Raw genomic sequence first — 25,375 nt, forward strand, 5'->3', positions numbered from 1 at the left:
CACCGTCACCTCACTCGGATGCTGACGGTTGCTGATGAGCCGGCGGACAGGCCGGTCACGGCCGGCTTGTAGACGCGGTATGCGAACGTTCCGGCCGAGGAGAACTTGAGGCTGAAGAGGTAGCCCGTGGCCAAGGCGCCGTTCGGCATTCGTTGCCGGATCTGCTTTGCGCTCCCGGCGGTCCTCCAGGTCGAGCCGACCAGCCGCTGCAGGTAGACGACCTGGTTGGTGACGACCGGGGCCGCCGCTCCGTAGAGCTTGACTACGGTTCCCCGGGCCACCGACGACGCGGTTGCGCGGACAGACACGATCTGCATCACGGAGACCACCTGGATGCCCGAGCCGACGGCCGAGTGCGTCGCGTCGCCTGCGTACTGCCAGAGGAACTGCGTGTAGGCCTTTGGCACCTGGGTGCTTGTCGCGACGCCTGTCACGCTCGTGGTCAGCGTCGCGACCTTGACCCAGGCGGCGGTTGACGACGCTCGTTTGTACAGCACGACCGGGACCTTGGCCAGCACCGCACCCGTCGCGACGTCCTTCGCCTGCGTCGCCACGACCAGTGAGCCGCCGTACTTGATGGTGGCGGGCTTACCGATGGTTAGCAGTGTTGCGTCGCGGATCACCGTTGTCGCGTGTGGCGTCGGCGGTGGCAGCGACACGTTGCCCGCGACATCGCGGGCGATCGCCGAGATGCGGTACACGTGCCCGGATACGCCGGTGTATGTCGCGCTGCTGGCCGGAACGCCCTGTTTCCAGGTGGCGTAGGGACCGCCATCGGTCGCCACCAGTACGTCGTACGACGCGATGCCGGACGTCGCGTCCGATCCGCTCCAGGACACCGTGAACGTCTTGGTCGTCGCGGATGCCGGGGCGCTCGCCTTGGCGATCGGTGCCGTGTTGTCGACCAGGTTGGTCCAGGTGTTCGTGGCGATCGGCGGGTTCAGGTCGAAGACGACGTCCGCGCGGCTGCTCAGGACGGTGCCGTCGGCAACGGTCTTCGGTTGAACGGTGAAGTAGAGCACGCCCTGTCCCTCGGTGCCGTCGACGTTCGGTGGCAGGAACCCCTTCAGCGGATCCTCCGGAAGGGCGCCGGTGACGATGTCCTCTGTCTTCAGAGTCCAGTTCACAGCGCCTAGGGCGTCGTACGACGCCTGCATGTTCAGCTGCAATCCGTCGCCGAGCTCAAGGGCCTGTCCGATCGATGTGGACTCCGACGCCGGCGTCCACCGCGTGGTGCCGAACTGCACCGCACCGAATCTCAGGGTGCTCAGGTCGTACTGTGCTGGGTTCAGATGATCAGTGACGCGCACCTCCTGCGCCGGGGCGCTGGCTGTCTTCGCATTCTCGAAGTACACAGCGAACGTGTGCGCACCGCTCGTGGTCACCGCGTGTGCGGCGCCGCCACCAGCCGGCCCGACCAACTCGTTCGGGTCCAACGACGCGACCGACGTCTGCTGTGCGGACTGCCCGCCGAAACATCTCGAGCCGACGGCGACGATGTCCTTCGCCGCGCTGATCCCGTCGAGAACCTTGAAGACCAGGCCGAGCGGCCCGGTCACGTCCGCCACACATTCCACGGCACTGAGCGCCGACTCGAACATCTCCGAGGTCGAGGATGCCTGGAACGGAGGCGCGTTGTCCGCGATGTTCTCGACGATCGCCTTCTCGGCGTCCAGGGCGAACGTCACGCAGGAGCTCCCGGGGATCAGGCCGATGGCATCGATGCCGAGCGAGAAGACGGCATCCGCGCAGCTGTCCTTGGCAGAGTCCGCCGCGGCCGCGCGACTCGTCGTCGACGACACCATGCAGTCCGAGGTCAGCGCCGAGAGGTTGTAGTTCGACGCGGTCGGGACAGTGACCGTGAAGTCGTACTGGTGGCTGGCTCCAGCCGGGATCCGTCCGATGAAGAGCGGTACGCCGAGCTTGCCGTCCTTGCCGGTGTAGACGGAGTGTTCGGGCCGCCATGCCATCGTGCTGACCGAAGAGATCGGCCCGGTAGCTCCGACCAGGTCGAACTGCGGTGTGACGACGGATCCAGCCGGAAGGCCGTCGAGGATGATCGGTGCGCCCAGCGCGTCGACGTTGCCGGTGTTCTTCACCGTCACAGAGACCGTCTGCGGCCGGTTGGCGACGAATCGGCCGAGTGTGACCAGACCGGTCTCGATGTGCGCCGGACGGATACCTTCGACCGTCAGCGCACCGGTTGCACGCAGGGTCCCTTCGGAGGGCGAGGTGACCACGGCGTCGTACAGACCGAGCGCCGCGTTGGTCAAGTCGAACGAGACCTGCAATTCGCGGCCGTCGGCGGAAACGGCGATCGGCCGACCTGTGATCCGCGTCGTACCGCGGACCAGTTCGACCTGCTGCGAGGTCGCCAGTGCCTTGCCACGGACTGTGACCGTGGTGGCGGCTGCAGCTCCGACGCGTTGGGGTGTGACGCCGGCGAGCGTCAAAACCTCAGGCCCGCAGGCGGGGTTGACGCATGTCGAGCTGAAGAGGAACTTGCCTGGATAGCTGCCCGCAGACACGATCGCCGTGTGGTCGCCGGCTGTCGTGAAGGTGCATTGCGGAGAGGTGTACCAGGAGCGGGGGCTGCAGACCAGCTCGCCGTTCGGGCCGTGCACATCGACGTAGTGCGTCGGGTTGCCCGCGATCGCTGGGTTGACCGCCGTGAAGTTCATCTGGTCGCCGGCAGCCTCGCCGAATCGGACGCACGCCAACTGATCGACGGCGCCGACGTCTCCGCGCTGCTCGGCGATTCCGGACGCGACACCGTCCACGCGCTGACAGCCGACCGGACTGTTCGTCCGTCGTAACGCAACGCGGTAGCCGCTGTCGTCACCGGCCGGACCGGTGACGAGCAACTTGTACGGTCCTGCCTGCGTCAGCGCACAGTCGGCATGCGACGACGAACTGCCCAGCGAACACAGACTCTGTCCGGCGCCGTTGAACAGGTTTGCCCGCAACGTCGTGGAGGTCGTCGAGACAAGGCTCAACCAAGCCCGGTCGTCCCGCGCCAAGCCGACCGTCCAGCAGGCAGCAGCACTGCCAGGTGTCATCGTCCCGCCGGCCGCCGGAGCCGAGATCGGCGCAGTGGAGTCGATCGAGCTGCAGCCCGTTGTCGAACTGAAGTCGTTCGCCCAGAACGTGTAGGTACCGGCTCGCGAGCCGACGGGCCTGGTGATGATTCGGTACGGCGCGCTGCCGGACAGCGTGCAGCTCTCACCTGATGTTGTGTACGACGTGTCGCACACCTGGGAGCCCGCCGCGTTGAACACGAAACCGCGAAGGTACTGGCCGTCGGCGTTCGACGGCGACGTGATGCGGAACGTCGTACCGGGGGCGCCGGGCAGTTCGCGGCAGCCCAGCTCCGTTCCAGCGCTGAAGGTCTGTGACGTTGCCGTCGCGTTCCAGGTCACGTCAGACAGTACGGGGCAACTGCCGCTGCCCGTCAGCCGATACAGGCCGAAGTCGACGCCCGGCGGATAGCCGTTCGTGTCGCCGGTGAACAGCACCCGGTACGTCGTCGACGCCTTGAGCTGCAGCGTGGTGAAGTCGCTGCCGGACGCCGAGTAGATGCGGGCCCCGGTCGGTTCGTAGATCGTGACTCGGCCAGACCAGCTGCCGTTGTCCTGCGCGTACCGGAGCACGTAGTCACCGAAGGCATCGGTGGTGACCAGGGCGCAGTCCGCGGCGCGCTCCGACCGGTCGGCCGACACCGGCAGCGGCTGCTGCCAGGTCCCGAGCGAGTTGCTCGAGCATCCCGTCGTACTGGCGATGTTGTAGGTCCAGAGCGTGGCCGTGGCAGGGTCATGATTGCTGCCGTATCCCGACCGCGTGACGATTCTGTACGGCGCCGCGCCGGAGAGCCGGCAGTCGGTGTCGCTGCTCGAGGCCACCGAGCACAGCGAGGCGCCGGACGCGTTGTACACCTCGGCGTACAGCGCGCTCGCTCCGAGCCTGATGCGCACCATCGAGTTCTGGGCATCGCCGAACTGCCGGCAGTCCAGCTCCTCTCCGGTGGTCAGCGAGATCGCCGTGCCTGCGGAGTCCCAAGCCGCCGACGCGACCGCGGGGCAGCCCGCCGAGCCGTTGATCTGTGCGATCGCGACCGCATATCCGGCCGGGTAACCGCTCGGGTCTCCGTACACCACGACTCGATAGTTCAAGCCGGCTTTGAGCTCGACGGTGTTGTAGCCCGAGAAGCTGTCGAACACCCGCGCGCCGCCCGGCTCGTACATCGCGACACGCGCCGTCCAACTGGTGTTCTCCTGGGTCGATCGCACCACGTACTGGCCGAAGGTCGCGCTGGAGACGGTGTAGCAGTCAGCGGCGTTGGCCGATCGGCTACCGGTGATGCTCGGCGCGGAGTTCCAGCCCGTCAGCGTCGAGGCCTCACAGCCCGCTGCCGACGTGACGTTGTCGGCCCAGGTCTTGTAGCTGCCCGGTACCGCGGTGGTTCCGCTCGACGAGCGGGTAACGACCCGGTACGGCGCCGTGCCGGACAAGCGGCAGTCCATAGCGGACGAGCTCGCGGTCCAGCTACAGATCGAGTTGCCCGTCGAGTCGAGCACTACAGTCGACGTGCCCGATGTGGTCGCCTGCGTGTCGACGCGGAGCAACGAGCCAGACGGCTCGGTCAGCTCCCGACAGGTCAGCTCGGTCCCGTCGGTGAACATCCCGCTGAGCGGCGTCGTACCGAATGTTGTGCTGGCTGCGGTCGCGCAGGGCCCGCCCGCGGCGATCTCGAACAGACCTAGCTGATATCCGGCCGGGTTGGAACCGACGTTGCCAGAGATCTCCAGTGTGTACTGGCGTCCGGCGAGTAGTCGAACCGTGTCGAAACCGCTGCCCGCCCAGCCGTTGTACACCAACGTGCCGGAGCTGTCGTACATGCGCAGTGTCGCGCTCCAGTTGGAGGACGCCTGCACTAGCCGCCAGGCATACATGCCGAAGGCGCCGGTCGTCACCTGGAAGCACTCGGACGTCGTCGTACCACGCGTGCCGGAGAACGGCAGCGGCGCTCCCCACTGCGCGAGCGAACCTGTCTCGCAGGTGTCGTCAGCAGCCGCCTCCTGTTCCGCCGACTTCGCCGTCGGCTTCGGCGCCGGGGTAGCTGGCAGCTGTGTTGGTGTTGCCGACGGGCTCGGCGTCTCCGACTCTCGCGGCGTCACGGCGGGCGACGGCGTACTCGTCGGGGACGGCTTCGCGGGCGATGTCTCGATCGGGGACGGCGGATCGACGGGGGTCGGCGTACTGGTGACCCCCGGCGACTCGTCCGCATGTGCCGTTGGACCGGCCAACAAGCTGATCGTGAGCAGACAGGCCAGCGCGAGCGACAACCCGCGGACGAGCGCGAGCGTGCGCCTTCTGTACGGCATTTTCTGGTCCCCCCATAGGTGCCGCCGGCAAAACACGCCGCGGAGATTTGCGACGCCCGGCTGTGACATCGCCGCAGAACGTCGCTGCGTTACCACGTTGCCCGTTTGAAATTGAGTGCCTCTTCTGGATCAGACCGTGTGGCAAACAAACGGTAACCATTCGCCCCGGCGACACGATGTAGTCAGTACTCGGGGATGTCTGGGGGGACATGTGAGACGGATTGTGCTCGCTCTTGGTTTGCTGATCCTGATCGTCGGCGGATGCACGCAGCTGCCGCGCGCCGTGACTGATCAACCGTCGACGTCGAACACGCCCCAGCCGGCGACGCCATCAGCTGAGGTGCAGCCAGAGCTGACAGGCGACCCACGGTCGGTCGACGCTACCGGCGGCCGCGTCAACTGGCCTGGCGTTACTGTCGACGTACCGGCCGGCGCCGTAGCCGCGGGCCACACCATCGAGGTCCGCACCGGAAGCGCGATCGGAACTGTCAAAGGACCGTACGGCGAGGAACTCGTTGGACTCCCCGTGGCGGTGGATCATGACCAGCCCCTTCGGAATGCGCTCACCCTGTCGTGGAATTTGCCGGACCTCACCGCTACGCAGCGCGCGAGTGTCGTTCTGGGGCGCTGGAATCCCCAGGCCAATGCCTGGGCGTACACGCCTGAACGGCCGGTCTGGCGCGGCAACGTCCTGACCGCCGCCGTGCGCGAGTTCTCGATCCTGACCTGGTTCGCGGACATCGGCCAGACGACAGGGCAGATCACCGGAACCAGGGTCGACGAGCCGAAGTGCAGCACCAACAAGCTGCCTCCATGGGTAACTGGCACCGTCGATCCGGACAAGGACTTGGCGGCGTCGGCGATCCGGGTGTGCTTTGAGCCTGACAAGGACAGCAGAGTCACGGTTCGGATCGCGAACAACAGAACCTTCAGTCAGCAGATGTCAATGGTCCATGGCGGCCAGCCATGGGCCTGGGTATGGCGCGGTGATGACGAGTACGACCCGAAGTGGATCGTCTACTCGATCGCGCAGCAGGTTCTCGATACCTCGACGCGTCACCTGATCCCACCCTTGAAGACACACGCTGTCGGCATCGCGCGCCCGAAGACACCCGGCAGCTACCACATCGAGGCCAGGGCATCGGTCGATCTCCTGACGGTGCTCGCTGACGCTGTCGCCTTTGGTGCCAACGAATCGCGCGTCGCGGTCGACAGTCCTGCTGTGTCTGCTGCCATCCAGGCACTGTACGAGTGCGGCGGCAAGGAACTGCTCGACAAACCGAACCTCCGCGACGTCGCCGAGCTCGGGCGCACCGTTGCCAACGCTATCGGAGGCTGCGCCAAGGAACTGATGGAGCCTGACAGCGAGTTCGGCATCCGCTTCGAGAAACTCTCGCGGGCACTGATCGCCAAGGGTGGGCTGTCCCAAACCGCAGCGATCCAGTCGAACCGGGTCGCCCGGGAACTCGTGAGCGTCTTCCGCGTCATCACGGTCGGCAAGATCCTCTTCTACCTGTCCGACCAATTCGCCAATGCCCTCGTCGGACCGCTCGCCTGGTCGATCAACGGCCGCGGTACACCCGAGGTACTGGGCCATTGGAAGCCGACCTGCACCTCACTGTCCACGGACTCGAACCGCCTCTACCGGAACCTCGCGCTCCAGGATCGATTCGCCGACACCAGCAAGGAGCTATGGCAGTTCAAGGACTTCGAGGACGCAGCCGAGACCGCGGTGGAGCCACTCGAAGACTGCAGCCAGAGCCATCGATCCGGCTTGGCAAGCCTGCTGCCGACTGACTGGGCAGATCAGAAGGCGGCGAGCATCGTCGCCACCGCCATCATGAAGAGCCTGAGCGGCGTTACCCCCAAGTCGCTGCTGCGAGCCCAGGCGCCGGCGATGTGCACGCACCCGTCAGGTCGCCTGGTGAACGGGAGCCTACCGCTCGCCGATCCCCTGACACAGGGCTACGTCGCCATTCGACTCAAGGGCGTCCAGTACACCTCGCCACTGCCGCTGGCAACGACTGACCTCAACTCCGACGGCGTCCAGGAGACCGTTGCCGTCTACGACTGCTCAGCGGGCGGCGTGACCTGGCCCCAGACCATCGCCGTCTACGGCCCCGGTCCGACGCTCCTCGGGTCCGTTGACCTCGGGAAGTACGTCGAAGCCGAGCACAGCGACGTACGCTCCTTCAAGGTCCAGGGCAACCGCATCGCGATCCAATGGATCTCCTACCAAGGCGCCGATTTCGATCGGGAGGACTGGAGCGGGTATCTCAAGTTCGGCGACGGCAAGGTGACAGTCACAGACAGGAAGCGCAACTGATTCATGGGATTTGTTTCCGTACCCGAGAAGACACTCGAGCATTGGTCGAGCCAGCATTTGAACTACCGGTACAGGTCGAAGGCATCGCTCTGGTGGCCGGCCTACGGGGAGGACATCAACATCGGATGGCTACCACGCCGACCGGGCAAGGCCGTCCAAATCGAGCTCAAGACAACGACCGTCACCCGACCTGACCTGCACGACGTTCGGATCGATTTGGGACAGCTCTGGCAATACCTGCAACTTCCGCTGAGCCGACAGCCTTTCTACGCGTTCCCGCGCCCGACCTGGAAAGGTTTGCTCACCGAAGCCGCCGCACAGCACGGCATTGTCGCGGCAGAACTCGCATACCAGCGAAGTGGGCGCACTTGGTGGTTCGCCGAATGGATGGTCGTCATGCCGGCGGCCGACGTCGCCGACGTGCTAGGGCCCAAGTTCGACCCGCGGGTTCAGCCCGGCCGTAACGCCAGTGCACGTCTGGTGCGGTACGACATGTCCGTTCCCCACCCCCTCCGGCGGGAGACGTGGGCAACTCGGCCGCCAGTCCACATGCGTCCGCTGAAGTGGCGCCTCTTCTGGGACGAACTCGAGCACTGCGGCCGCCCTGGATGGCCTCAGCTCGTCCGGCTGCCATCCGGCATCCTTCCGTCTAGCCGGCGATTCAACGCGAGGACGGTTATGGAGATGCTCAGCGAGGTGCGCGGGGAGGGTGAGTACGAGGCTCGCGACTTGATCGAGCTCGTCCCTGACGGCGACGGCGGATTCCGTCGCAGCCCCACCGAGGAACTCGGGCGGTCGCTCACGATCGATGCCGGACCAGCCGGGACGGAAGAGCACCGACAACTCGTCTACCTCGACGCCAGCGAAATGGAGCCCCTGGTCTGAGGCAGGCCATTCCGAAGGGCTCTCCGGCACTTACATATCCACGACCGCGGCAGGCTCTCGGGGACATCGAAGCCCTCGCCGGTCGCGGCAGCCGGTCAGTGGAGGGGTTTACGTTTCACCTGAAGCAACTCGCGGCGAAAGAACATGTCCGCGCCACCGTTCACATCGAGGAGCCGACACTGCACGGCGGCCATTGGTACGTCGTCCATGAACCTGAGATTCGCGTCGGTCCTGCCGGTTCGGAACCTGGGCGCGCAGATCAGGACTCCGATTAGCTGAGCAGCTGCAACCCGCCGTGAAGGAACAACCGCACGAACGTGCGGGCTCGAGCTTCGCCCCATCCGGCGCGGTATCGTGCTTCCCTCACAGGGGGTGACTTCTTGGCTGCTGATGATCCTGCGGTTGGGCGCGGACAACTACAGATGCTCGTCAGATTTGCGTTGGCACAGCTTCTCAGCCGCAACGAGCACCACCGTTTCGAACATCTCTGCACTGCGCTGGCCAGACAGCGAATCACCCCCAACATCGTGGCAGGCACGGGTCCGGTTTCATCGGGAGGGGACCAAGGACGAGACTTCGAGACGTTCATCGGATACGTGCCGGGGCGGGTTCGCGATCTCGGAACTCGCCTTGGGATCGAACGCGATGACACCATCGTCTTCTGCTGCACCCTCGGGCGCACGGATCTGGCTGGCAAGATCAGGCGTGACATCGCTCGAGCGGTCTCGCTCGGATCAGCAGTCGACGCGGTCGTGTACTTCGCCGAGCCGGACATTCCTACTGCAACTCGGCACCAGCTCATCCAAGAGGCCGAAGACCTGCACCACGTTCGGCTGGAGATCCTCGATGGACAGACACTCACTGGCCTGCTCTGTGACCGAGACACGTTCTGGATCGCGGTGGAGTTTCTCGACATCCCTGCGTACCTTGCACCACCGAGTGCCGGACCCCAGTGGTACGCGGAAAGTCACGCAAGATGGCTATCCCGTGCGGCCCAAGCCACAACTGTCGGCGACCTGATCGAACTGACGGGGTGCCTGCGTTTCGCTACCTTCACCGAGGCTGTTCGCAGTGACGTTCCGACTTGGCTGTCCCGTATGTCTCCGCTGCTGGACAGTCAAGACCAGATTATTCGCCGTCGTGCGCGGTACGAAATCGCCGTAGCAACGTGGCGTGGCCTGGGTGACCTGCGTCCGGCTGATGACCTGGTACGGCTCACATTGACCGATGCCGTGGGCTCCGAGTCGGCCGAAGAGCTGGATTCGGCGGAACTCCTCGCTACCTATGCGCGAGGTGCGTGGATGTACGCGGCGACTGATCTGACGGCTGTCGAGCTCGAGGAGTTCGGCCACGGTTTGGAGCGACAAATCGCCTCTTTGGCGCTGGCAGCTACAGATCGCGACCGCGCCTGCCAGCTGTACGCGCTCCTCGGCCGAGCGCGTCTCCGCGTCGACCTGCATCGACTAGTCACTGATGAGTTCGCCCGCGGCCAGGTCCCACCGCCACCACCGATGTCTTCGACCGAGTGGGACGAGTTGCTGGCCCGCCAGATCACAGAACCGCGGTTCATCCTGCCAGTCCACGACCCAGGGGGCGCACTCGACGCGTGGTCGGAAGCGGTGCGACTCGCCGACCAGGCACCGCGCTTCCCTGTCGAGTCCTTTGCAATGACTGTCGCATGGCACGCCGCAAGCGTTGAGGAAGATCCGCGTTGGCCGACGGTTCGGACTCAACTGGATTCGATGGTTGCCGCAGCAGCTGGAAATCTCGCTGTCGCAGAACTGGCCCGCACACGGTCATCGAGTCTTCTGACGAGACGTAAGCCGTTCGCTGCACTTGCGGAGCTGCACGAGGCACGATCAGCGATGCTCTCAGGGCGCGACCATCGCGCGGGTGCGCAGGCGATGCTCGACGCTGCAGCGATCTACCAGGAGCTCGGCCTGCTGTACGCGGCAAAGTACTACGCACTGGCAGCAGGAGCGGTGGCCGCAATGGAGCGAGAGGAGCCGGAGCCACTCGTGGTCGACAGCCTGCTGCTCGCGGCCCGGTGCGATTTCCTTGCCGGCAACTGGCTCTCGTTCATCGCAATACTTCCGTTGGCGGCCGACGCACATACAGACCTTCGGATCGCCGCCGACGAGCCCATTCTGTGGGACGACACCGTCGAGATTGCCCGGTCACTGGCAACGGTCGCCGCAGTCGTCGACGAGGCGGGGGATCCCGACCTGACGCAGTGGATCTACGAGCGATTACCAGTTGATCAGGGAGATGAGGCACATCTGGATTTCAGCCAGCTGGCTACGGCGATCCCTGATGGTGGACTGATCGACCGCGTGGCGTCGGAGCTAGGCCAAGCGCCGTTTGCCGATGGCGGCCGTCATCGCTTGATGACGTTCACCACCCGCGAGGTTCAGTGGCGCATACGCACCAGAAACACGTACGACGACGTGAGAGCGGCCGAACGGCTCGCCGCCGTGATCCAGATCATCGTCGCGGCGCTCGGCGAGGACGACCTCGTACTCGCAACCGTGACGATGGACGTCGACGTCCGAACCGAGCGCCCAGCACCAGCAACTCAGCAAGGACTTGGACGGCATCTCAAGGACCGTGGGCGGGCCGAAGACGGTGCTCTGCTCTGGAGGGCGACGCTGACTCGCGACCTCGGACCGCATTCTGTCGAGTTCAAGGCAGCCATTGCCGAGGTGACAAGTGTTGCAGGGGCTCTCTGCGTGACAGCGTCGCTTCTACCCCAGGCCTCGATCGAAGACATCTTGTCGCGCATCGGGGCTGAAGGTGCTCTGGCGCGAGCGGTGATGCCGCACATCAGGTACGACAGGGCGTACGCGGTCTTACCACGCGATAGCTTTGCGGCGGCTAAGCGGCGGTCAACCACCCCACTCGCAACCACGGGATTCGGTGACGTACTCACATCGACCTATCTATCGCCCCGGATTACGCGCGGACCTGTGTTCACAGACGAGTCACCAGAGGAGCGAACCGCCAGAAGATATCCGCTGTTGACCCGCAGCCTGGAAGTCACGCTGCCTAGGCTCCTGGAGGACGGCCGGATCCGCGAGGTAGCCGCGGAGCTACGCGACGACGGCTGGAAGGACTGGCACGTCCTGATGGCCCTCTTCAGCCAGGTCCTCAACTATCGCCTGGCGAAACGCGGGCAAGACGGTAATGATCCCGCCCTGATGGAACGCATTGCTCGCTGGGAGCCCGAAGATCCCGCCGACTTGCAGATCGATGTTTCGGCTGTTACAGCACAGTCGCTTCGCGACCATCTGACAGTGTCATACTTCGCGACCGCAAATGGCTACGGATTGGATCCCGGTGGGCTGCGCGCCCACGAGGTTCTCGGTGTGCTCGAGACCCGCTACGACTACTGGACGCTCGACGCTGACCACGAGGACCCGTTCGCGCCGATGCACTGAGGACCCAGTGACCTCCGAGCTGAGGCCACATTTGCTTTCACGGCGGTCGAACGTGGGTGAGTGATGGCGGGACCAGGCAACGTCGGTCCTGTCCCAGGAGAACCGCAGCGGCCAAACGGGAGCGTCGCACCGATGGTGGGGTCGAGCAAGGGGTCGTTGACCACTGACACACCTCTTGCATGCGAGGCGTGGGCCGTGGGTGCGCTGAAACAGGGCGAATCCCCGCTTCCGGTCAATGATCTTCGCTTCAGACATGCCAGGCGCGAATGTGCGGCCGCTTCCATGGACCCTTGACAGCCCGCCCGGGGTGCCGACGGAGACCGACCATCAGACGCAGGCGTCGGCTATCTTGCAGCGGTCAGTGGTCGATCGTCGGCATCGCCTTGGAGGTGGTGGAACGAGTGGTTGAGGCTGGATCAGGTGTTGCCGGTGCTACCGGCACGCCGCCGGAGATCTCCTGCAACCTTCGCTTGAGGTGGCTGTGGTTGCGCTGTTGGCCGTGAGCTGTGAGTGGCGCTGGGCCGAGAGGATCCGGTGCGTGGACTTGATAGCGCTCGCGGTAGGCGGCGATGTCACGGATGAGTTGGTGCCGTAGCTCGGTCTGCTCTGGCACGGAGTCCGTGAGTTGTCGGTACCACGACTCGTTGGCCGAGGCAGCTTGTTCGATGAGCCAGTCCGCGCGTTGGGCGATCTGTGACTCGATCTCTTGGAGGGCGGCTTTGTAGGTGGGGTTGGAGACGTGTACGGCGGGCGTGAGAAGGGCGGCGATAAGCGCCGGTGCTGTCGAGCGCGTGCGTCGTTCCGCTCGGGCGATGATTCGTTCGACGCGGGCGTGGAGGACTGATGCGATGTCGTTGGCCGTCGTGAGGGAGGACTGGGTGACGGCCCTGTGGAGGATGGTGGGGACGTCGAGGCCTAGGAGTTCGGCTCGCCGGAGCGCGGCTATGAGGGGGCCGAAGGCGGGGGAAGACTGGAGGGCAGCTTGGTCGACGGGGTCGAGGCCGCTGTTGGTGATGGCAGGGCGGTAGCGTTCGCGGGCGTCTAATTGGCAGAGGTGTTCGTGGATGGGGATTAGGCGGTCGAGTCGGGTGGCGTTGTCGAGTTCTGTGCGCATGGTCTCGTGGGCGGAGCGATCGATTCCGTCCTGATCCAGGACGGCCTCGAGGACGTCCTGCATGGTTTGGGGGAATTGGGGTTCGTGCATCTCGGCCGTGGTCGTGTGGGTGGCGATGTACGCGCGGTTGCTGTGACGGCCGCGGGTCATGCCGACGTACATGAGGGCTCGGGTGAGCTTGTCGGTGACGAGCAGGTGTGCGGTGTCGACGGTTGCGCCTTGGGCGCGGTGGGCGGTGGTTGCGTAGGCGAGTTCGACGGATTCGCGGACATAGGCGCTCGGGAGGGTGACGGTTTGCAGGTCGTCGTTCTGGACTGTGAGCGAGCCGTCGTCCCAGCGGCGGATGACCGTCCAGCGATTGCCGTTCTGGACGAAGCCGCGTCGGCCGATGCGTAGCCGGCGGTTGTTGAGGCGTGTGACGATGTGGTCTCCGAGACCAGCACGGGTACCGTCGTGGAGGACGATTCCGTCTGGTTCAACCTCGCCGGTGGCAACTCGGTCGAGTCGGGCGCGGCCATTGAGGCGAGCGACGGTTGCGTTGTCGGCGGCGATGAGGAGACTGGTTTGGCCCGCAGCGGTGTCGGCCTGCCAGGCGCGGTAGGCGGCGGTCTCCATGTCTTCGAGGGATCCGTGTGAGAGCCGATTGTGCTCGTCGTAGAGATCGATGACATCGCGTTGTCCGTTGCGGAGTTGGAGGCTGGCTTCGCGCTCCCATTGGTTGGTGAAGCGCCAGACGTCGCCGAGTTCGGCCGCGTTGGTGTCGTTGGCGATGAGGCGGAAGGCGCCGCCGACGTCGGCGGCGCCGAGTTGGGCGTCGTCGCCGACGAGGAGGAGTTTGGCACCGGCCTTGTCGGCGAGCCGGCTCAGCATGCGGGTGACGTCGTGGCGGTCGAGCTGCTTCCGGGCGGTGTCGACGATCAGCGGGGCCGGGCCCGTACCGGTCCATGGCGGCCGGTGGGCGAGGTAGAGGTGGAGAAGTTCGGCGACGGTGGGTGGTGTCGAGCGGGACGAGCTTGGCCTTGCCGCCTTCACGGTGACCTTGAGCCGGGTCCGGCGCCCCTCGTCGTACCAGTCGGTGTCGTTGGCCGCGCAGATCGCGAAGACCCGGAGCGCGACAGTGAAGAGCAGCCCGACGACCAGGGCGTCGCGGACGTGCGGGCGGCCGCGAGCAGGGCCATGATCTCGTCGGCGGTCATGACGCGCGCCGATCCCGGTCGGCGGCCGCGCTAGATCTTGGGGCGATTGTCGTCGAGGGAGATGGGGGAGACGACCGGCAATCCCCAGCTGGCGGCGTACCGGTAGGGGCCCTGGCCGGCGCCGCGCCCCCGATCGCTGTCGCCGACTACACCTTCGCCCCCGTACCGAACCGTGCGCTGCCCAGGTCGTCTTGCCGTGGACGTCCGCGGTGGGTGGCGGCCGTACTCCTCGCCTTGCTTTGAGCGTGCGGCGAGCAGTCAGGACAGATCCCGCTGGATCCGCCAGAAGCTGAACCCGGTCAGTCCGAACCCCAGCAGCATGAACAGCCCGAACTCTCGCCACTGAAGATCCCAAAAGGTGCCCGCGGTGTAGTACCGCACATGTTGCCGGTAGCCCTCATCGGCGAGCCGCTGGAAGCACGCATCCCGCTTCGGGTTGGAGCTGGTTTCCTGTGGCGGTCCCGGCGGCACCGGCGCACATTTGATGGCCCAGTCGGGCAGCGTGGTCAGCTCCTTGCCCGACTTGTCCACAGTCTGGTCGGACAGCTTCCAGGCGCCGACGGCCCCGGGTGCGACCTCCATCTGCTTCACCTGAGGATTCGGTTCGGCACCGCTCAACCCGAAGCCAACGATGTTCTCCGCCGACGCGACGATGTACTGATCCGTCGGCGTCAGCAGATGCGGCCGGATGAGTGACGGCGCGAGCACCTGCACGAGGATCACCGCGGTGAGCGTGACCGCGAGCGCGACGAGCGTACGACGGATGACGAGACCGACCGCGACACCGAGGGCGAAGGCGAAGGCGGCGTACCCGATCGGGACCAGGCCGCGGGCGCCGAAAACACCCGGGAACATCCGCGGCAGGTAGCTATTCGAGTACTGACCGGCGTTGATCGCGCTGTCGATCGGATCGGCCCACCAGGTCACCGCGAGGCTGAGCAGCCCGGTGATGGCGATCGCGGCGCCACCCGTGACTCCGAACTTCGTCGCGAGCCAGCGACGGCGGCCGATGCTCTGACTCCACGCCAGCCGATGCGTCCCGGCCTCCAATTCGTGCGCGATCAGCGATGCGCCCCAGAACGCTCCGATCACCACGGGAGCGGCATACAGGAGGACTTGGCCGATCCGATACAGCAGCGGGTTCAGGCGTTGGAAGCCCAGGTTTTGGATGAACGAGTCGGCGAACCGTCGATAGTCGTCAGCGAGCCCCGGGCCGGTGAAGACGAGAGTGATGGCGGTGGCGGCGATCACCGAGGCGACCACAAGGAACTGAACGCGGAACTGCCGCCAGGTCAGCCAGATCATCACCGCACCTCCAGAACCGGATGCTCGGGCTTCAGCTCGCGGCGCATGTAGGCCAGCACCAGGTCCTCGAGCGTGAGTTGGGTGACGGTCCAGGTCGGGTCGAGGATCGCCCGCTCGATCCGGACCAGGTACGTCGACTGCCGGTCGGTGTGGCTCTCGATCACGATGTGCTGGTCGCTCGGCAGGTCCTTCGGATCGCGTCGCGGTCCGGTCAGCCGGACGTGCGTCGCCAGCAGGGTGTCGATCTCGCCACTGACCTGTACTCGTGAACCGACGAGCACGATCAGGTAGTCGCACGAGCGCTCGACGTCGGAGACCAGATGCGAGGACAGGACGACGCTGAGCTCCTGCTCGGCGACCGCCTCCATCAGATCCTGCAGGAACTCCCGACGGGCCAGTGGATCGAGCGCGGCGACGGGTTCGTCGAGGATCAGCAGTTCGGGGCGCTTGGCCAGGCCGAGCGTGAGCGCGAGCTGAGCGCGCTGACCACCGGACAACCTGCCGGCCCGCTGCTTCGGATCGAGCTGAAGGTGCTGAATCCGTTGCTGCGCAAGGAATTCGTCCCAAGCGGGGTTGAGCCTGGCGCCGAGTTTCAGATGGTCGGCGATGCTGAGTCGGCTGTACGTCGGAGTGTCCTGAGCGACGTACCCGACCTTCGCCAGCTGCGTCCCGGCCGGCGCTCCGAACACGTCGACCGCCCCAGTCGTCGGCCGGAGCATCCCGACCGACATGTTCAGCAACGTGCTCTTGCCGGCCCCGTTCGGCCCGACCAGCCCGACAACATGCCCGGCCGGCACTTCCAAATCACAGTCGGTCAACGCCCAGCGTCGACCGTACTTCTTGCCCAATCCCTGGGCCTGCAGAGCCGCGGTCACGTTTCCTCCTGACGCCCGCCGCCCGGCGATCGCCGAATGCGAGCCAGGCTGAGCAACCAGATCGCGAGCGTCGACCAACAAGCGTAGGTACGCAGCGACGGCCAGCACATCATCCTGCGAGGTGAATCTGCGTCCCCCCGCAGTGGTACAAACAGAATCGCCACGAGGCAAATCGTTGCCTTCGGCCCAATCGACCCGGAGAGTCCTTCGGTCCGGGCCGAAAACCGTTCGAGAAGCCGCCGCACCTCGCCCTCGCAGGCCACCCGGCGGTCCGGGGCGGCGCGGGAGCCGGCCGGGATCGCGTCGGCGAGCCGACAGTCATCCTCGGGTCGAGCGACGCAGAGGAGTTTTGGAACACCAACTGGATCCGCAGACGGTCTCGCGCCGATCGACCACGGGCTCGAGTCACGTCGTCGCCGATTAGCCGTGATCCCCCCGATATCCTCCACCGGCTACGGCGCCTGTCGCGGCGCGACCGCCCCCACCCCGCTACTGGCCCCGTCCCCGGCCGCTGAAGGACGCGGTGGGGCATGCCTGCCGATGAGATACGAGCCTCGAAGATCTCCGGGCGCTCCGAACTGCCTTTCGCGAGAACGGCAGCGTCACTGTGAGCACGTTGTGAAGCCGCGCGGCAAATGGAGGCACGCGGCGAGAGAATACTGGCGTTCGGTGCGGTTCTCGTGACCAGCGGATCGCCGTACGGAATCAGTCTGTTGAGCGGTTCGCCCAACGCCCGTAGACCTGGCGCCTTCTCCCCGAGCGCGTCCTCAAACTTCTTGACGCCGTCCTTCGGCGCGACACCTGGTGAGGAGCCCGTCCTCAAGTCGTGACGCGCCGCAGGAAGGCGACGACGGTGTCGGAGAGCGGCGGGCGTTTGCCGGACCCGTCGGTGGCGACCAGGTTCCATCCGTGACCAGCGCCGGCCGGCAGTTCGATCAGCCGCTTGTCCCGGGAGTTGATTCCGGCCACGAGCCGGCGCGTGTCGTGCACGGACACGTATCGGTCGGCCGCCTCGACCGCGAGCATTGCAGGCAGGCGCAGCTTGGGCGCGGCAGCTCGCGCGGTCGGTGGGTACGGGGGGGCGGTCAGTGGCAGCTCCAGCTCGTCGGCCGACAGTGCGACGACGCCGTCGATGCGTGGGCGCGGGATCGCGCCGGCGATCAAGGCCTCCGATGCGCCTTGCGAGGCGCCGATCAGCACGAGCTTTCGAGCGCCGTGCAGGCGCAGGAACCGACCAGCTGTGTCGATGTCGGACATGAGTCCGTTGCGGTCGTTGCCACCGGCGGGGCATCCGCTGTCGCCGACGCACCGGTGGTCGAACAGCAGCACGTGGAAGCCGCGAGTCGACAGGTAGGCGGCATAGTCCCACCATCCACACATACCTTGGCGACCGAGTTCGTGGACCAGTACGACACCTCGGGCTCCGGCTCCCGCTTCGGCGGCCGCGATCTGGACCCCGTCGGACGTGCGCAGGCCGATCGGTCGCATCGGCACCTGCGCCGGACCACATCGCCCCCCGGCCCGGGCCGGTGTGGTGGTGTCAACGGTCGGCGAGAGTGGCGTCGACGCGGTGACCGAGGAGGTCGCCGGGCTCTCGGGTGAACTGCCTCCCGCACCATCAGGATGCCGTTCGCATCCTGCCGTCAGGGCCAAGGCGGTCGCACAGACCAGGCTCATCAGGCGCTGCGTTGCGCTGTTGGTCATTTACCAGATCCATCCATGTCGGGTTGCCTGTTCGTGCGGAGCACGACTCCGTCAGATGCGTCCATATCGCATCCGCGGTGGTCGTGGCGCCGTGGTTACCCAGGCAACCGCTGACCGCCCTATTCGTCGTCCGGCATGAGAGTGACAGCGTCGGCACCTCGTCGGCAATCGTCCTGGGGAGGACCCGGTGTCCTCCGGTAGGGGTACAGGCGAGCGGGGCGACATGCTTCGCTTGTGGCGCGCACTTGCCAATGGCACATGCGGGCCCACGCACTCGGTGGACCTGGGCGATCAGCGATGGCCACGGTCGATCCGGCTGTTCTGCCGTCTCGCCCATCGGGGTCCACCCCCGGCCGTTCGACTCCGAGAGACCTGCGATGGTGCCTCCTCCGGCCCGTCGTCCTGGATCATCGACGAGATGGAACCGGCGGCGGCGACTGGGTATGCGGACGTCGTGGGGGTGGTCGCGACGGCACTGACCGTTGGAGCTGTTGACAAGCCGGACCTGCTGGCCGAGTTCGCCAGTCGAGGCATGCGGATCAGTGGCACGCTGAAGCCCGACATCAGCGCATCTGGAGTCGCCATTGTGCCTGGCATTTTTGCAGAGTGAGCCGGTATGTACGTCGACGTACCGGGCAACGCCTCGGAGTGAAGGCTCCGATCACGTACCACTGTGGGAGGACCCACTCCTCATCTCCGAAGGTGATTGCGTGCTGCTACTACTTGCCTAGGGTCGTCGGGTACCGCGAACATCGCGGTCATCAGGTTGCGCCGGGACGCTGCCCCAAGCCGTGATCCTCCCGGATATCCTCCACCGGCTACGGCGCCGTCCTGGCGCAACCGCCCACCCCGTTACCGGCAGCACCCAGCCCGCTGAAAGACCGCGGTGGAGCATGCCTGCTGATGACGACTGTCTTCGCGGTTCCGGTGCATCGGCGTTCAACCGCAGACTCGACAGGACCGTCTCCATTCCGGCTTTGCCGACAGGACCGGCGCGACGGCCGACGGGTAACGAGATAGTTGCATCGCTTGGAGAATCTCGGACCGGCCACGGCACCGTGGCCCAACGATTTTAGGAGCATCGGCGCGGATGCCGTGCGGAGATTCTGCTCTGCGACCGCCCGCCGTGTCTGAACCCGCCGGACAACTCACTCGAGGACACCGTACTGACGCGCGGAGGATCTTCTCGCCCTGATCACCGATCCCGACCGGCTCCTGATGGCCGGAGTGAAGACCGCGCTCCGCGACCTCGCCCGCCGCTGGAAGGCACTCGACGAAGAAATCAAGGCACTCAACAAACACATCGACGCCCTCGTCCGCGCCGCCCCAAGCTCCTCGACGGTGCCGGACTTTGCCTTCGAGACCGCGGTCGATGTCTGGCCGAGGACTGCTCGAGGTCGCCACCGAAGCGCGCGAATACAGCAAGGGTCCGGGCTCCGCCGCGTTCCTGCGCTGGGCGCTCAACATCCACCGCCAGTGCGCGGCACTGCGACTCGTACTCGTAGGGTACGACGAGGCCCGGGACGCGGGCGCTCCGGAGGCGCCGGTGCTGCGCGAGCAACTCTGCGATCTCGCGACAGCCTTCAAGGACAAACACTATTGGCGCGACGCGTGGGGCTGAGACGTACCGCTCGCGAGATCTTACCGCTGGGTTGCGAACGGAGCCCAGTCCTTCGGCTCGACATCTCGCCACCATGCATGAGACAGGTTCACGTCGCGCCCCAATCCGTCGATCCCGGAGCCAACGGTGGGTGACAGTGTGAATGGGACCACCGACAGTGGAGCTGGTAGAGCTCCGACACAGCGGCCTGCGCAGGCGGCGAGCGTCCGATGCTCACCATTCGTCACGCCCCAGAAGACGCGGCGATCAGAAACGCTGCATCCGCTCCCGCACCCAGTTGAGGTGGACGAGCGCCTGCTCTCGCTGCCACTCCCTGATGGTCGGCAGGCCCGGTGGCGCGGGCTGCGCCGCTCCCCACCACTGGCCACCGGCGATGGCCACGATGAATCCAGTGATCGCCTCGTCGTCGGGCAGCGCCGGAAGGTCCACCGACCCCCGCATGTCCGCGTGCAGGATCACGGTGTCGGCCCAGCGCGGCGCCAGTGCCGGGTGAGCCCAGTCGATGAACACGACCCGGTCGCCGGCCAGGATGATGTTGTCCGCCCGCAGGTCCCAGTGCGCCAGCGCCTTGCCCTCGGCCAGCACCCGCATCGCGGACCGGGACAGCTCCGCGAACTCCTCCACCCGGCCGTCCATCCAATCCGGCACGGCGAGGCCGTCCTCCAGCACGTTCTCCCAGCGGCTCAGGAAGTCATGACTGCGTATGGCGGCCACCGGTGCATCCGGCCAGGGTGACGGGTCCAGGGCGTCGGCCAGTTCATCCAGGGCGTGCAGCACCCGAGTCGCGTCGGACTGTTCCCACGGGTGGGCGGGCAGCCGGCCCTCGACGTCCTCGAAGAGCAGTCCGACCCAGTCGCCGTCGTCGTACACGTCGTACAGCCGGGGGGTCATCGGGAGCGGGCCGATCGCCTGCACGGCGGTGATCTCCAGGCGGAACAGCTCCGGCGTCTTGGGGTTCAGCGGCGTACCGACGGCCTTCAGGAAGGCCTGGCGGCCGGAGGCGGAGACCAGACGGGCGGCCACGCCGGGGGAGAAGCCGCCGTGCTGGGTGACGGCCGACACCACGGTTGAGCCGAGCGAGTGCTCCACCCAGGCCCGCACCGCGGCGGGCAGCTTCTCGAAGGGCAACCGGACCCCAGCAGCATGCGCCATACTTCACCACGCTAGCGGGCCGGTGTGACGTCATGGCTACTGATTTTCGAATCCGCTGGACGGCAAGTCGACGCTGGCCGACTCACTCACACAGATCCGTGAGTTGCCGACACCCGGATTGCAGGAGGCCGCCCCGGCTGGGTCTGACTACAGCGCAGCCCAAAGGCCTCGTTGAGGTGTGTCGAACACAATCTGTCGCCTGCGCTCGATCTCAGGCCAGACCGCCACGTGCGCGGCCACGTCGCCCGCGACGAGACAGCCGAGTGCTCCTCCAGGGGGGAGAACCAGGGGCGGATCCTCCCTCGGTAACGGTTCCGTCCCCCCGTGGAGGTACGCGTGGTTCGCCCTCGCGGGCGTTTCCGCTGAGCATCACCGCTACTTACCGTCACTGTGGTAACTCGTCGATTCGGAGGTTCAGTGATGCCCGCTTCACCCCGGGGCGAAGTCCGCGCCAGCAGGTTCGAGCGGTTGGCCGGATGGTCGCAACGCCATCGGTGGCTCGCTCTGCTCGTCTGGATCGCCGTTCTGGTTGCCGTGACCATCGGGGCTCGGACGGCCGGTACGGACTACCACAACGACTTCTCGCTACCCGGAACCGAGTCGCAGCAGGCCCTCGACACGCTCAAAGCGCAGGCGCCAGACCGTGCCGGTGCCACGGTGCAGATCGTCGTACAGGCCTCGGGCGGGTTACGCGATGCGGGCACACGCGAGCGGGTCGAGCGGATGCTTGCCGAGGTACGGCAGGTGCCGCACGTCGTCGACGTTCAGAGTCCTTACCAACAGCCTCATGCGCTGTCGTCGGACGGCACGATCGGCTACGCCGGCGTGATTCTGGACGGCCAGGCACAGGACGTGCCGACCGCGGACGTCCAAAAACTGATGGACACCGCACAAGGCGCCGAAGGCAACGGTCTGCGGGTCGAGCTCGGCGGCGAGGCGATCGCCGGCGCCGAGGAGGGCGGTGGCGGACCGGCCGAAGGCGTCGGCCTGCTGGCCGCCCTGATTATCCTGATCCTGCTGTTCGGCTCGTTCCTGGCCGCGAGCCTGCCGATCATCGTCGCCCTGTTCGCGGTCGGCAGCGCCATCGGTCTGCTCGTCCTCGCATCCCACCTGGCGACGGTGGCTGACTTCACCACGCCGTTGATGATCCTCGTCGGCCTCGGAGTCGGCATCGACTACGCGTTGCTGCTGTTCTCCCGTTACCGTAAGGAACTGCTGACCAGCGGAGATCACGCCGGTGCCGTACGTGCCGCGGTGGACACCGCCGGCCGGACCGTCTTCTTCGCGGCGTGCACCGTGATCATCGCCCTGCTGGGCCTCGTCGTCCTCGGGCTCGGCTCTCTGCAAGGGGTTGCAGTCGCAGTGGCGCTGACGGTCCTCGTCACCATGATCGCGTCGCTGACATTGCTGCCCGCCCTGCTCACCGTGATGCACCGCCGGATCGAACGCGGCATACGGCGGCGGGCGGACAAGCGCCGCGAAGAGGAAGGCACGCGGTGGCGGCGCTGGTCGGACTTCGTCCAGCGGCGACCGCTGCCGATCGCGATCGCCGGCGTACTCGCGCTGCTCGCGCTCGCGGCTCCGGTGCTGGGGATGCGGCTGGGATTCGCCGATGCCGGCAACAACAACGAGGACCGCACCAGCCGGCAGGCGTACGACCTGCTCGCGCAGGGATTCGGTCCCGGTTTCAACGGACCTCTGATCGTCGTGGTGAAGGGTTCGGCCGAGGCGGCGGGCCATGCACAACACGTGCTCTCGAGCACGGCCGGCGTCGCCGTGACCACACCACCGTCGTCGGCGGGTAAGCCGGATCTCAGTACTTTGATCGTCGTACCCACCGGGAAGCCGCAGGACTCCGCGACACGCGGACTCGTCACGCGGCTGCGGACCGACGTCCTGCCGCCCCTGGCTGCGCAAACCGGCGCGACATTCCTGGTAGGCGGACCTACCGCGGCCACCGAGGACTTCGCCGACGCAGTGGCGAACCGGCTGCCGGCCTTCGTACTGGTCGTGATCGGGCTGTCGGCCGTGTTGTTGATGCTGGTCTTCCGGTCCGTGCTCATCCCGGTGAAGGCGGCCGTCCTCAATCTGCTGAGCGTCGGCGCCGCGCTCGGCGCCATCACGCTGGTCTTCCAGCATGGCGTACTGGGCCACCTGATCGGCGTCGAACCGGGCCCGGTGGAGGCCTTCGTACCGGTCATGATCTTCGCGATCGCCTTCGGTCTGTCGATGGACTACGAGGTGTTCCTCCTATCGCGGATGCACGAGGAATGGGAGCACACCCGAGACGCCGGCCGCGCAGTCCGCGAGGGGCTGGCCGACACCGGCCGGATCGTCACCGCCGCGGCCGCGATCATGGTGGTCGTCTTCGCGTCGTTCTTGCTCGATCCGGGACGCATGCTGAAGCAGTTCGGGCTGGGACTGGCGATCGCCGTTCTGCTCGACGCACTGGTCATCCGCTGCCTGATCCTGCCGGCCGTGATGCGGCTCTTCGGTGCCAGAGCATGGTGGCTGCCCGGATCGCTGGCTCAGCGCCTGCCCCGGTTGGCGCTCGAGGGTCAGCACACGACTCAGGTTGCGGGTGCACCGATGGACGGTGCGTCATGAGCAAGGTCGTCAGCCGACGCGAACTCCTCAGCCTTGCGACAGGCGCCGGTCTGACCCTCGCGGTCCACGGCTGTGCTGCTCCGGGCAACGGCGGCAGCGAGGACAACGGAGGCAGCGAGGACAACGGAGGCAATGGCAAGAATGGGAAGGCGCCGGCCAGTGTCGCGTTCGAGCAGCGGTTGGCCGTACCGCCGCTGCTCCAGCCGAAGGTCGCAGCCGACGGGACCCTCGTCTTCGATCTGACCGCCCGGAGCGGCGAGCGGGAGTTCGTCGCAGGTCGCCGTACCGGGACCTGGGGTTTCAACGGCGATTACCTCGGTCCGACCCTGCGAGCGCGCCGCGGGCAGACCGTGCGCATCGACGTACACAACGAACTGGGCGAGACCACGACCGTGCACTGGCACGGGATGCATCTGCCGGCGGCGTACGACGGCGGCCCGCACCAGCCGATCGAGCCTGGCGCGACCTGGTCCCCGACGTGGCGCATCGACCAGCCTGCCACCGCGCTGTGGTACCACCCGCATCCGCACGGTCAGACCCAGAAACACACCTACCGCGGGCTCGCCGGACTGTTCGTCATCGACGACGAGGTCGAGGGGGCGCTCGACCTGCCCCGGCGGTACGGCATCGACGACGTCCCGATCATCGTCCAGGACAAGAACTTCGAGGACGACGGAAGCCTCGACGAGAAGGACCACGGGCCGACCGGATTCCTCGGCGACACGCTCGTCGTCAACGGCACCGTCGGGCCGTACCTGCCGGTCACGAGCCAGCGGGTCCGGCTGCGGCTACTGAACGCGTCGACGGCACGGATCTACAACTTCGGCTTCGCCGACGGCCGGAGCTTCGAGCTGATCGGTACCGACGGTGGCCTCCTGCCGACGCCGATCGAGGCGACCGGCATTCAGCTCTCACCCGCCGAGCGGGCCCAGATCGTTGTCGCGGTCAAACCCGGTGAACGTCTGGTCCTGCGTTCGTCACCTCCAGAGCTGGGCACCGAGCACGGCATCACCCGTCTGGCCGGCGGTCTTGACACGTTCGAAGTCCTCGAGCTCCGCGCTGGGCGACAGCTCACGCCGTCTGCGCAGGTGCCCAGGCGGCTGGTCGAGGTTCGGCATCCGTCCGAGTCCGACGCTGTCACCACACGGACATTCCGGATGGGCGACATGGAGATCAACGGCCACGATATGGACATGGACCGCGTCGACGTGGCAACGACCATCGACACGACCGAAATCTGGGAGATCACCAACCAGAACGAGCTGCCACACAGCTTCCACGTGCACGACGTGCAGTTCGCCGTACTCACGATCGACGGACAGAAGCCGTCCCCGCAGCTCGCCGGCTGGAAGGACACCGTCTATTTACCGCCGCAGCGCACGGTCCGGATCATCATGCACTTCCGCGACTACGCCGACCGCACGATGCCGTACATGTACCACTGCCACCTGATGATGCACGAGGACCTCGGCATGATGGGCCAGTTCGTCGTCCTCCGCCCCGGCGAATCACCCCAGCTCACCTGTAGCCACCACTGTTAGCTGATCTGGCCTCTCTGGTGAGCGCCATCCTCGATACACGGGCTGCGGCGGTACTGGCTGCGCCGCCGCGGATCCGGACTGTGCACCCGAGGGGGAACCGCATATGACGGACGTTCCGGCTGCCGGCGCACAGTCGGACAGTGAGGACTTCGGTCCGGCGAGCCCGGTCCGGCCGGGACTGCTGATGAACGTCGACGCTGGCCTAATTGATCTCGGCGGCGGGTACGCCGT

The 25,375-nt window shown here is 66.3% G+C and carries 14 protein-coding genes; 7 read left to right on the forward strand and 7 right to left on the reverse strand.

What is annotated here, in order from left to right; translation table 11 throughout:
- Positions 1-5 precede the first annotated feature (5 nt).
- Both EV651_RS23310 and EV651_RS23315 read right to left on the reverse strand, forming a co-directional pair.
- On the reverse strand, positions 6-5,381 hold the full coding sequence (locus tag EV651_RS23310) for a hypothetical protein (protein ID WP_133787348.1): 5,376 nt from the start codon (positions 5,379-5,381) through the stop codon (positions 6-8).
- A 331-nt stretch (positions 5,382-5,712) separates the two neighbouring features.
- Complete coding sequence (locus EV651_RS23315; RefSeq protein ID WP_133787349.1) at positions 5,713-5,922, reverse strand: hypothetical protein; 210 nt, start codon at positions 5,920-5,922, stop codon at positions 5,713-5,715.
- On the opposite strand from EV651_RS23315, the gene EV651_RS23320 reads away from it, so the two are divergent.
- The 3 genes from EV651_RS23320 (at position 5,908) to EV651_RS23330 (ending at position 12,029) form a co-directional block, all read left to right on the forward strand.
- A complete protein-coding gene (locus EV651_RS23320; protein WP_133787350.1) occupies positions 5,908-7,707 on the forward strand; it encodes a hypothetical protein in 1,800 nt (599 codons plus the stop codon). The two genes, EV651_RS23315 and EV651_RS23320, sit on opposite strands and share 15 nt — an antisense overlap.
- Positions 7,708-8,004: 297 nt before the next feature.
- Positions 8,005-8,592, forward strand: a complete 588-nt coding sequence (locus tag EV651_RS23325; RefSeq protein ID WP_133787351.1) for a hypothetical protein — start codon at positions 8,005-8,007, stop codon at positions 8,590-8,592.
- 380 nt (positions 8,593-8,972) lie between these two features.
- Positions 8,973-12,029, forward strand: a complete 3,057-nt coding sequence (locus tag EV651_RS23330; RefSeq protein ID WP_133787352.1) for a hypothetical protein — start codon at positions 8,973-8,975, stop codon at positions 12,027-12,029.
- 358 nt (positions 12,030-12,387) lie between these two features.
- On the opposite strand, the gene EV651_RS23335 is transcribed toward EV651_RS23330, so the two are convergent.
- The 4 genes from EV651_RS23335 to EV651_RS23350 form a co-directional block, all read right to left on the reverse strand.
- The gene (locus tag EV651_RS23335; RefSeq protein WP_166658722.1) at positions 12,388-14,682 is read right to left on the reverse strand and encodes an AAA family ATPase; all 2,295 of its coding nucleotides are present in this window, start codon (positions 14,680-14,682) and stop codon (positions 12,388-12,390) included.
- Entirely contained in the window at positions 14,598-15,644 is a 1,047-nt protein-coding gene (locus EV651_RS23340) for an ABC transporter permease (RefSeq protein WP_133787354.1), read from the reverse strand. The genes EV651_RS23335 and EV651_RS23340 overlap by 85 nt, the downstream gene beginning before the upstream one ends.
- Positions 15,644-16,519: an ABC transporter ATP-binding protein gene (locus EV651_RS23345; RefSeq protein WP_133787355.1), complete on the reverse strand. Its 876-nt coding sequence runs from the start codon at positions 16,517-16,519 to the stop codon at positions 15,644-15,646. The genes EV651_RS23340 and EV651_RS23345 overlap by 1 nt, the downstream gene beginning before the upstream one ends.
- Before the next feature lie 819 nt (positions 16,520-17,338).
- On the reverse strand, positions 17,339-18,007 hold the full coding sequence (locus EV651_RS23350; protein ID WP_166658723.1) for an alpha/beta hydrolase: 669 nt from the start codon (positions 18,005-18,007) through the stop codon (positions 17,339-17,341).
- A 634-nt stretch (positions 18,008-18,641) separates the two neighbouring features.
- On the opposite strand from EV651_RS23350, the gene EV651_RS42495 reads away from it, so the two are divergent.
- Complete coding sequence (locus EV651_RS42495; RefSeq protein ID WP_238157138.1) at positions 18,642-18,833, forward strand: S8 family serine peptidase; 192 nt, start codon at positions 18,642-18,644, stop codon at positions 18,831-18,833.
- A 762-nt stretch (positions 18,834-19,595) separates the two neighbouring features.
- Positions 19,596-19,844: a hypothetical protein gene (locus EV651_RS23365; RefSeq protein WP_133787358.1), complete on the forward strand. Its 249-nt coding sequence runs from the start codon at positions 19,596-19,598 to the stop codon at positions 19,842-19,844.
- Between the two features lie 246 nt (positions 19,845-20,090).
- Here the strand turns inward: EV651_RS23365 and EV651_RS23370 are convergent, their stop codons facing one another.
- Positions 20,091-20,996: a phosphotransferase family protein gene (locus EV651_RS23370; RefSeq protein ID WP_133787359.1), complete on the reverse strand. Its 906-nt coding sequence runs from the start codon at positions 20,994-20,996 to the stop codon at positions 20,091-20,093.
- Positions 20,997-21,416: 420 nt separating this feature from the next.
- On the opposite strand from EV651_RS23370, the gene EV651_RS23375 reads away from it, so the two are divergent.
- Both EV651_RS23375 and EV651_RS23380 read left to right on the forward strand, forming a co-directional pair.
- Complete coding sequence (locus tag EV651_RS23375; protein ID WP_133787360.1) at positions 21,417-23,603, forward strand: MMPL family transporter; 2,187 nt, start codon at positions 21,417-21,419, stop codon at positions 23,601-23,603.
- Positions 23,600-25,144 carry a multicopper oxidase family protein gene (locus EV651_RS23380; protein ID WP_133787361.1) on the forward strand — a complete coding sequence of 515 codons (1,545 nt, stop codon included), beginning with the start codon at positions 23,600-23,602 and terminating at the stop codon, positions 25,142-25,144. The genes EV651_RS23375 and EV651_RS23380 overlap by 4 nt, the downstream gene beginning before the upstream one ends.
- Positions 25,145-25,375 lie beyond the last annotated feature (231 nt).

It is taken from the genome of Kribbella sp. VKM Ac-2571, from assembly GCF_004362255.1.
In the GTDB taxonomy this organism is placed as follows: Bacteria; Actinomycetota; Actinomycetes; order Propionibacteriales; family Kribbellaceae; genus Kribbella; species Kribbella pratensis.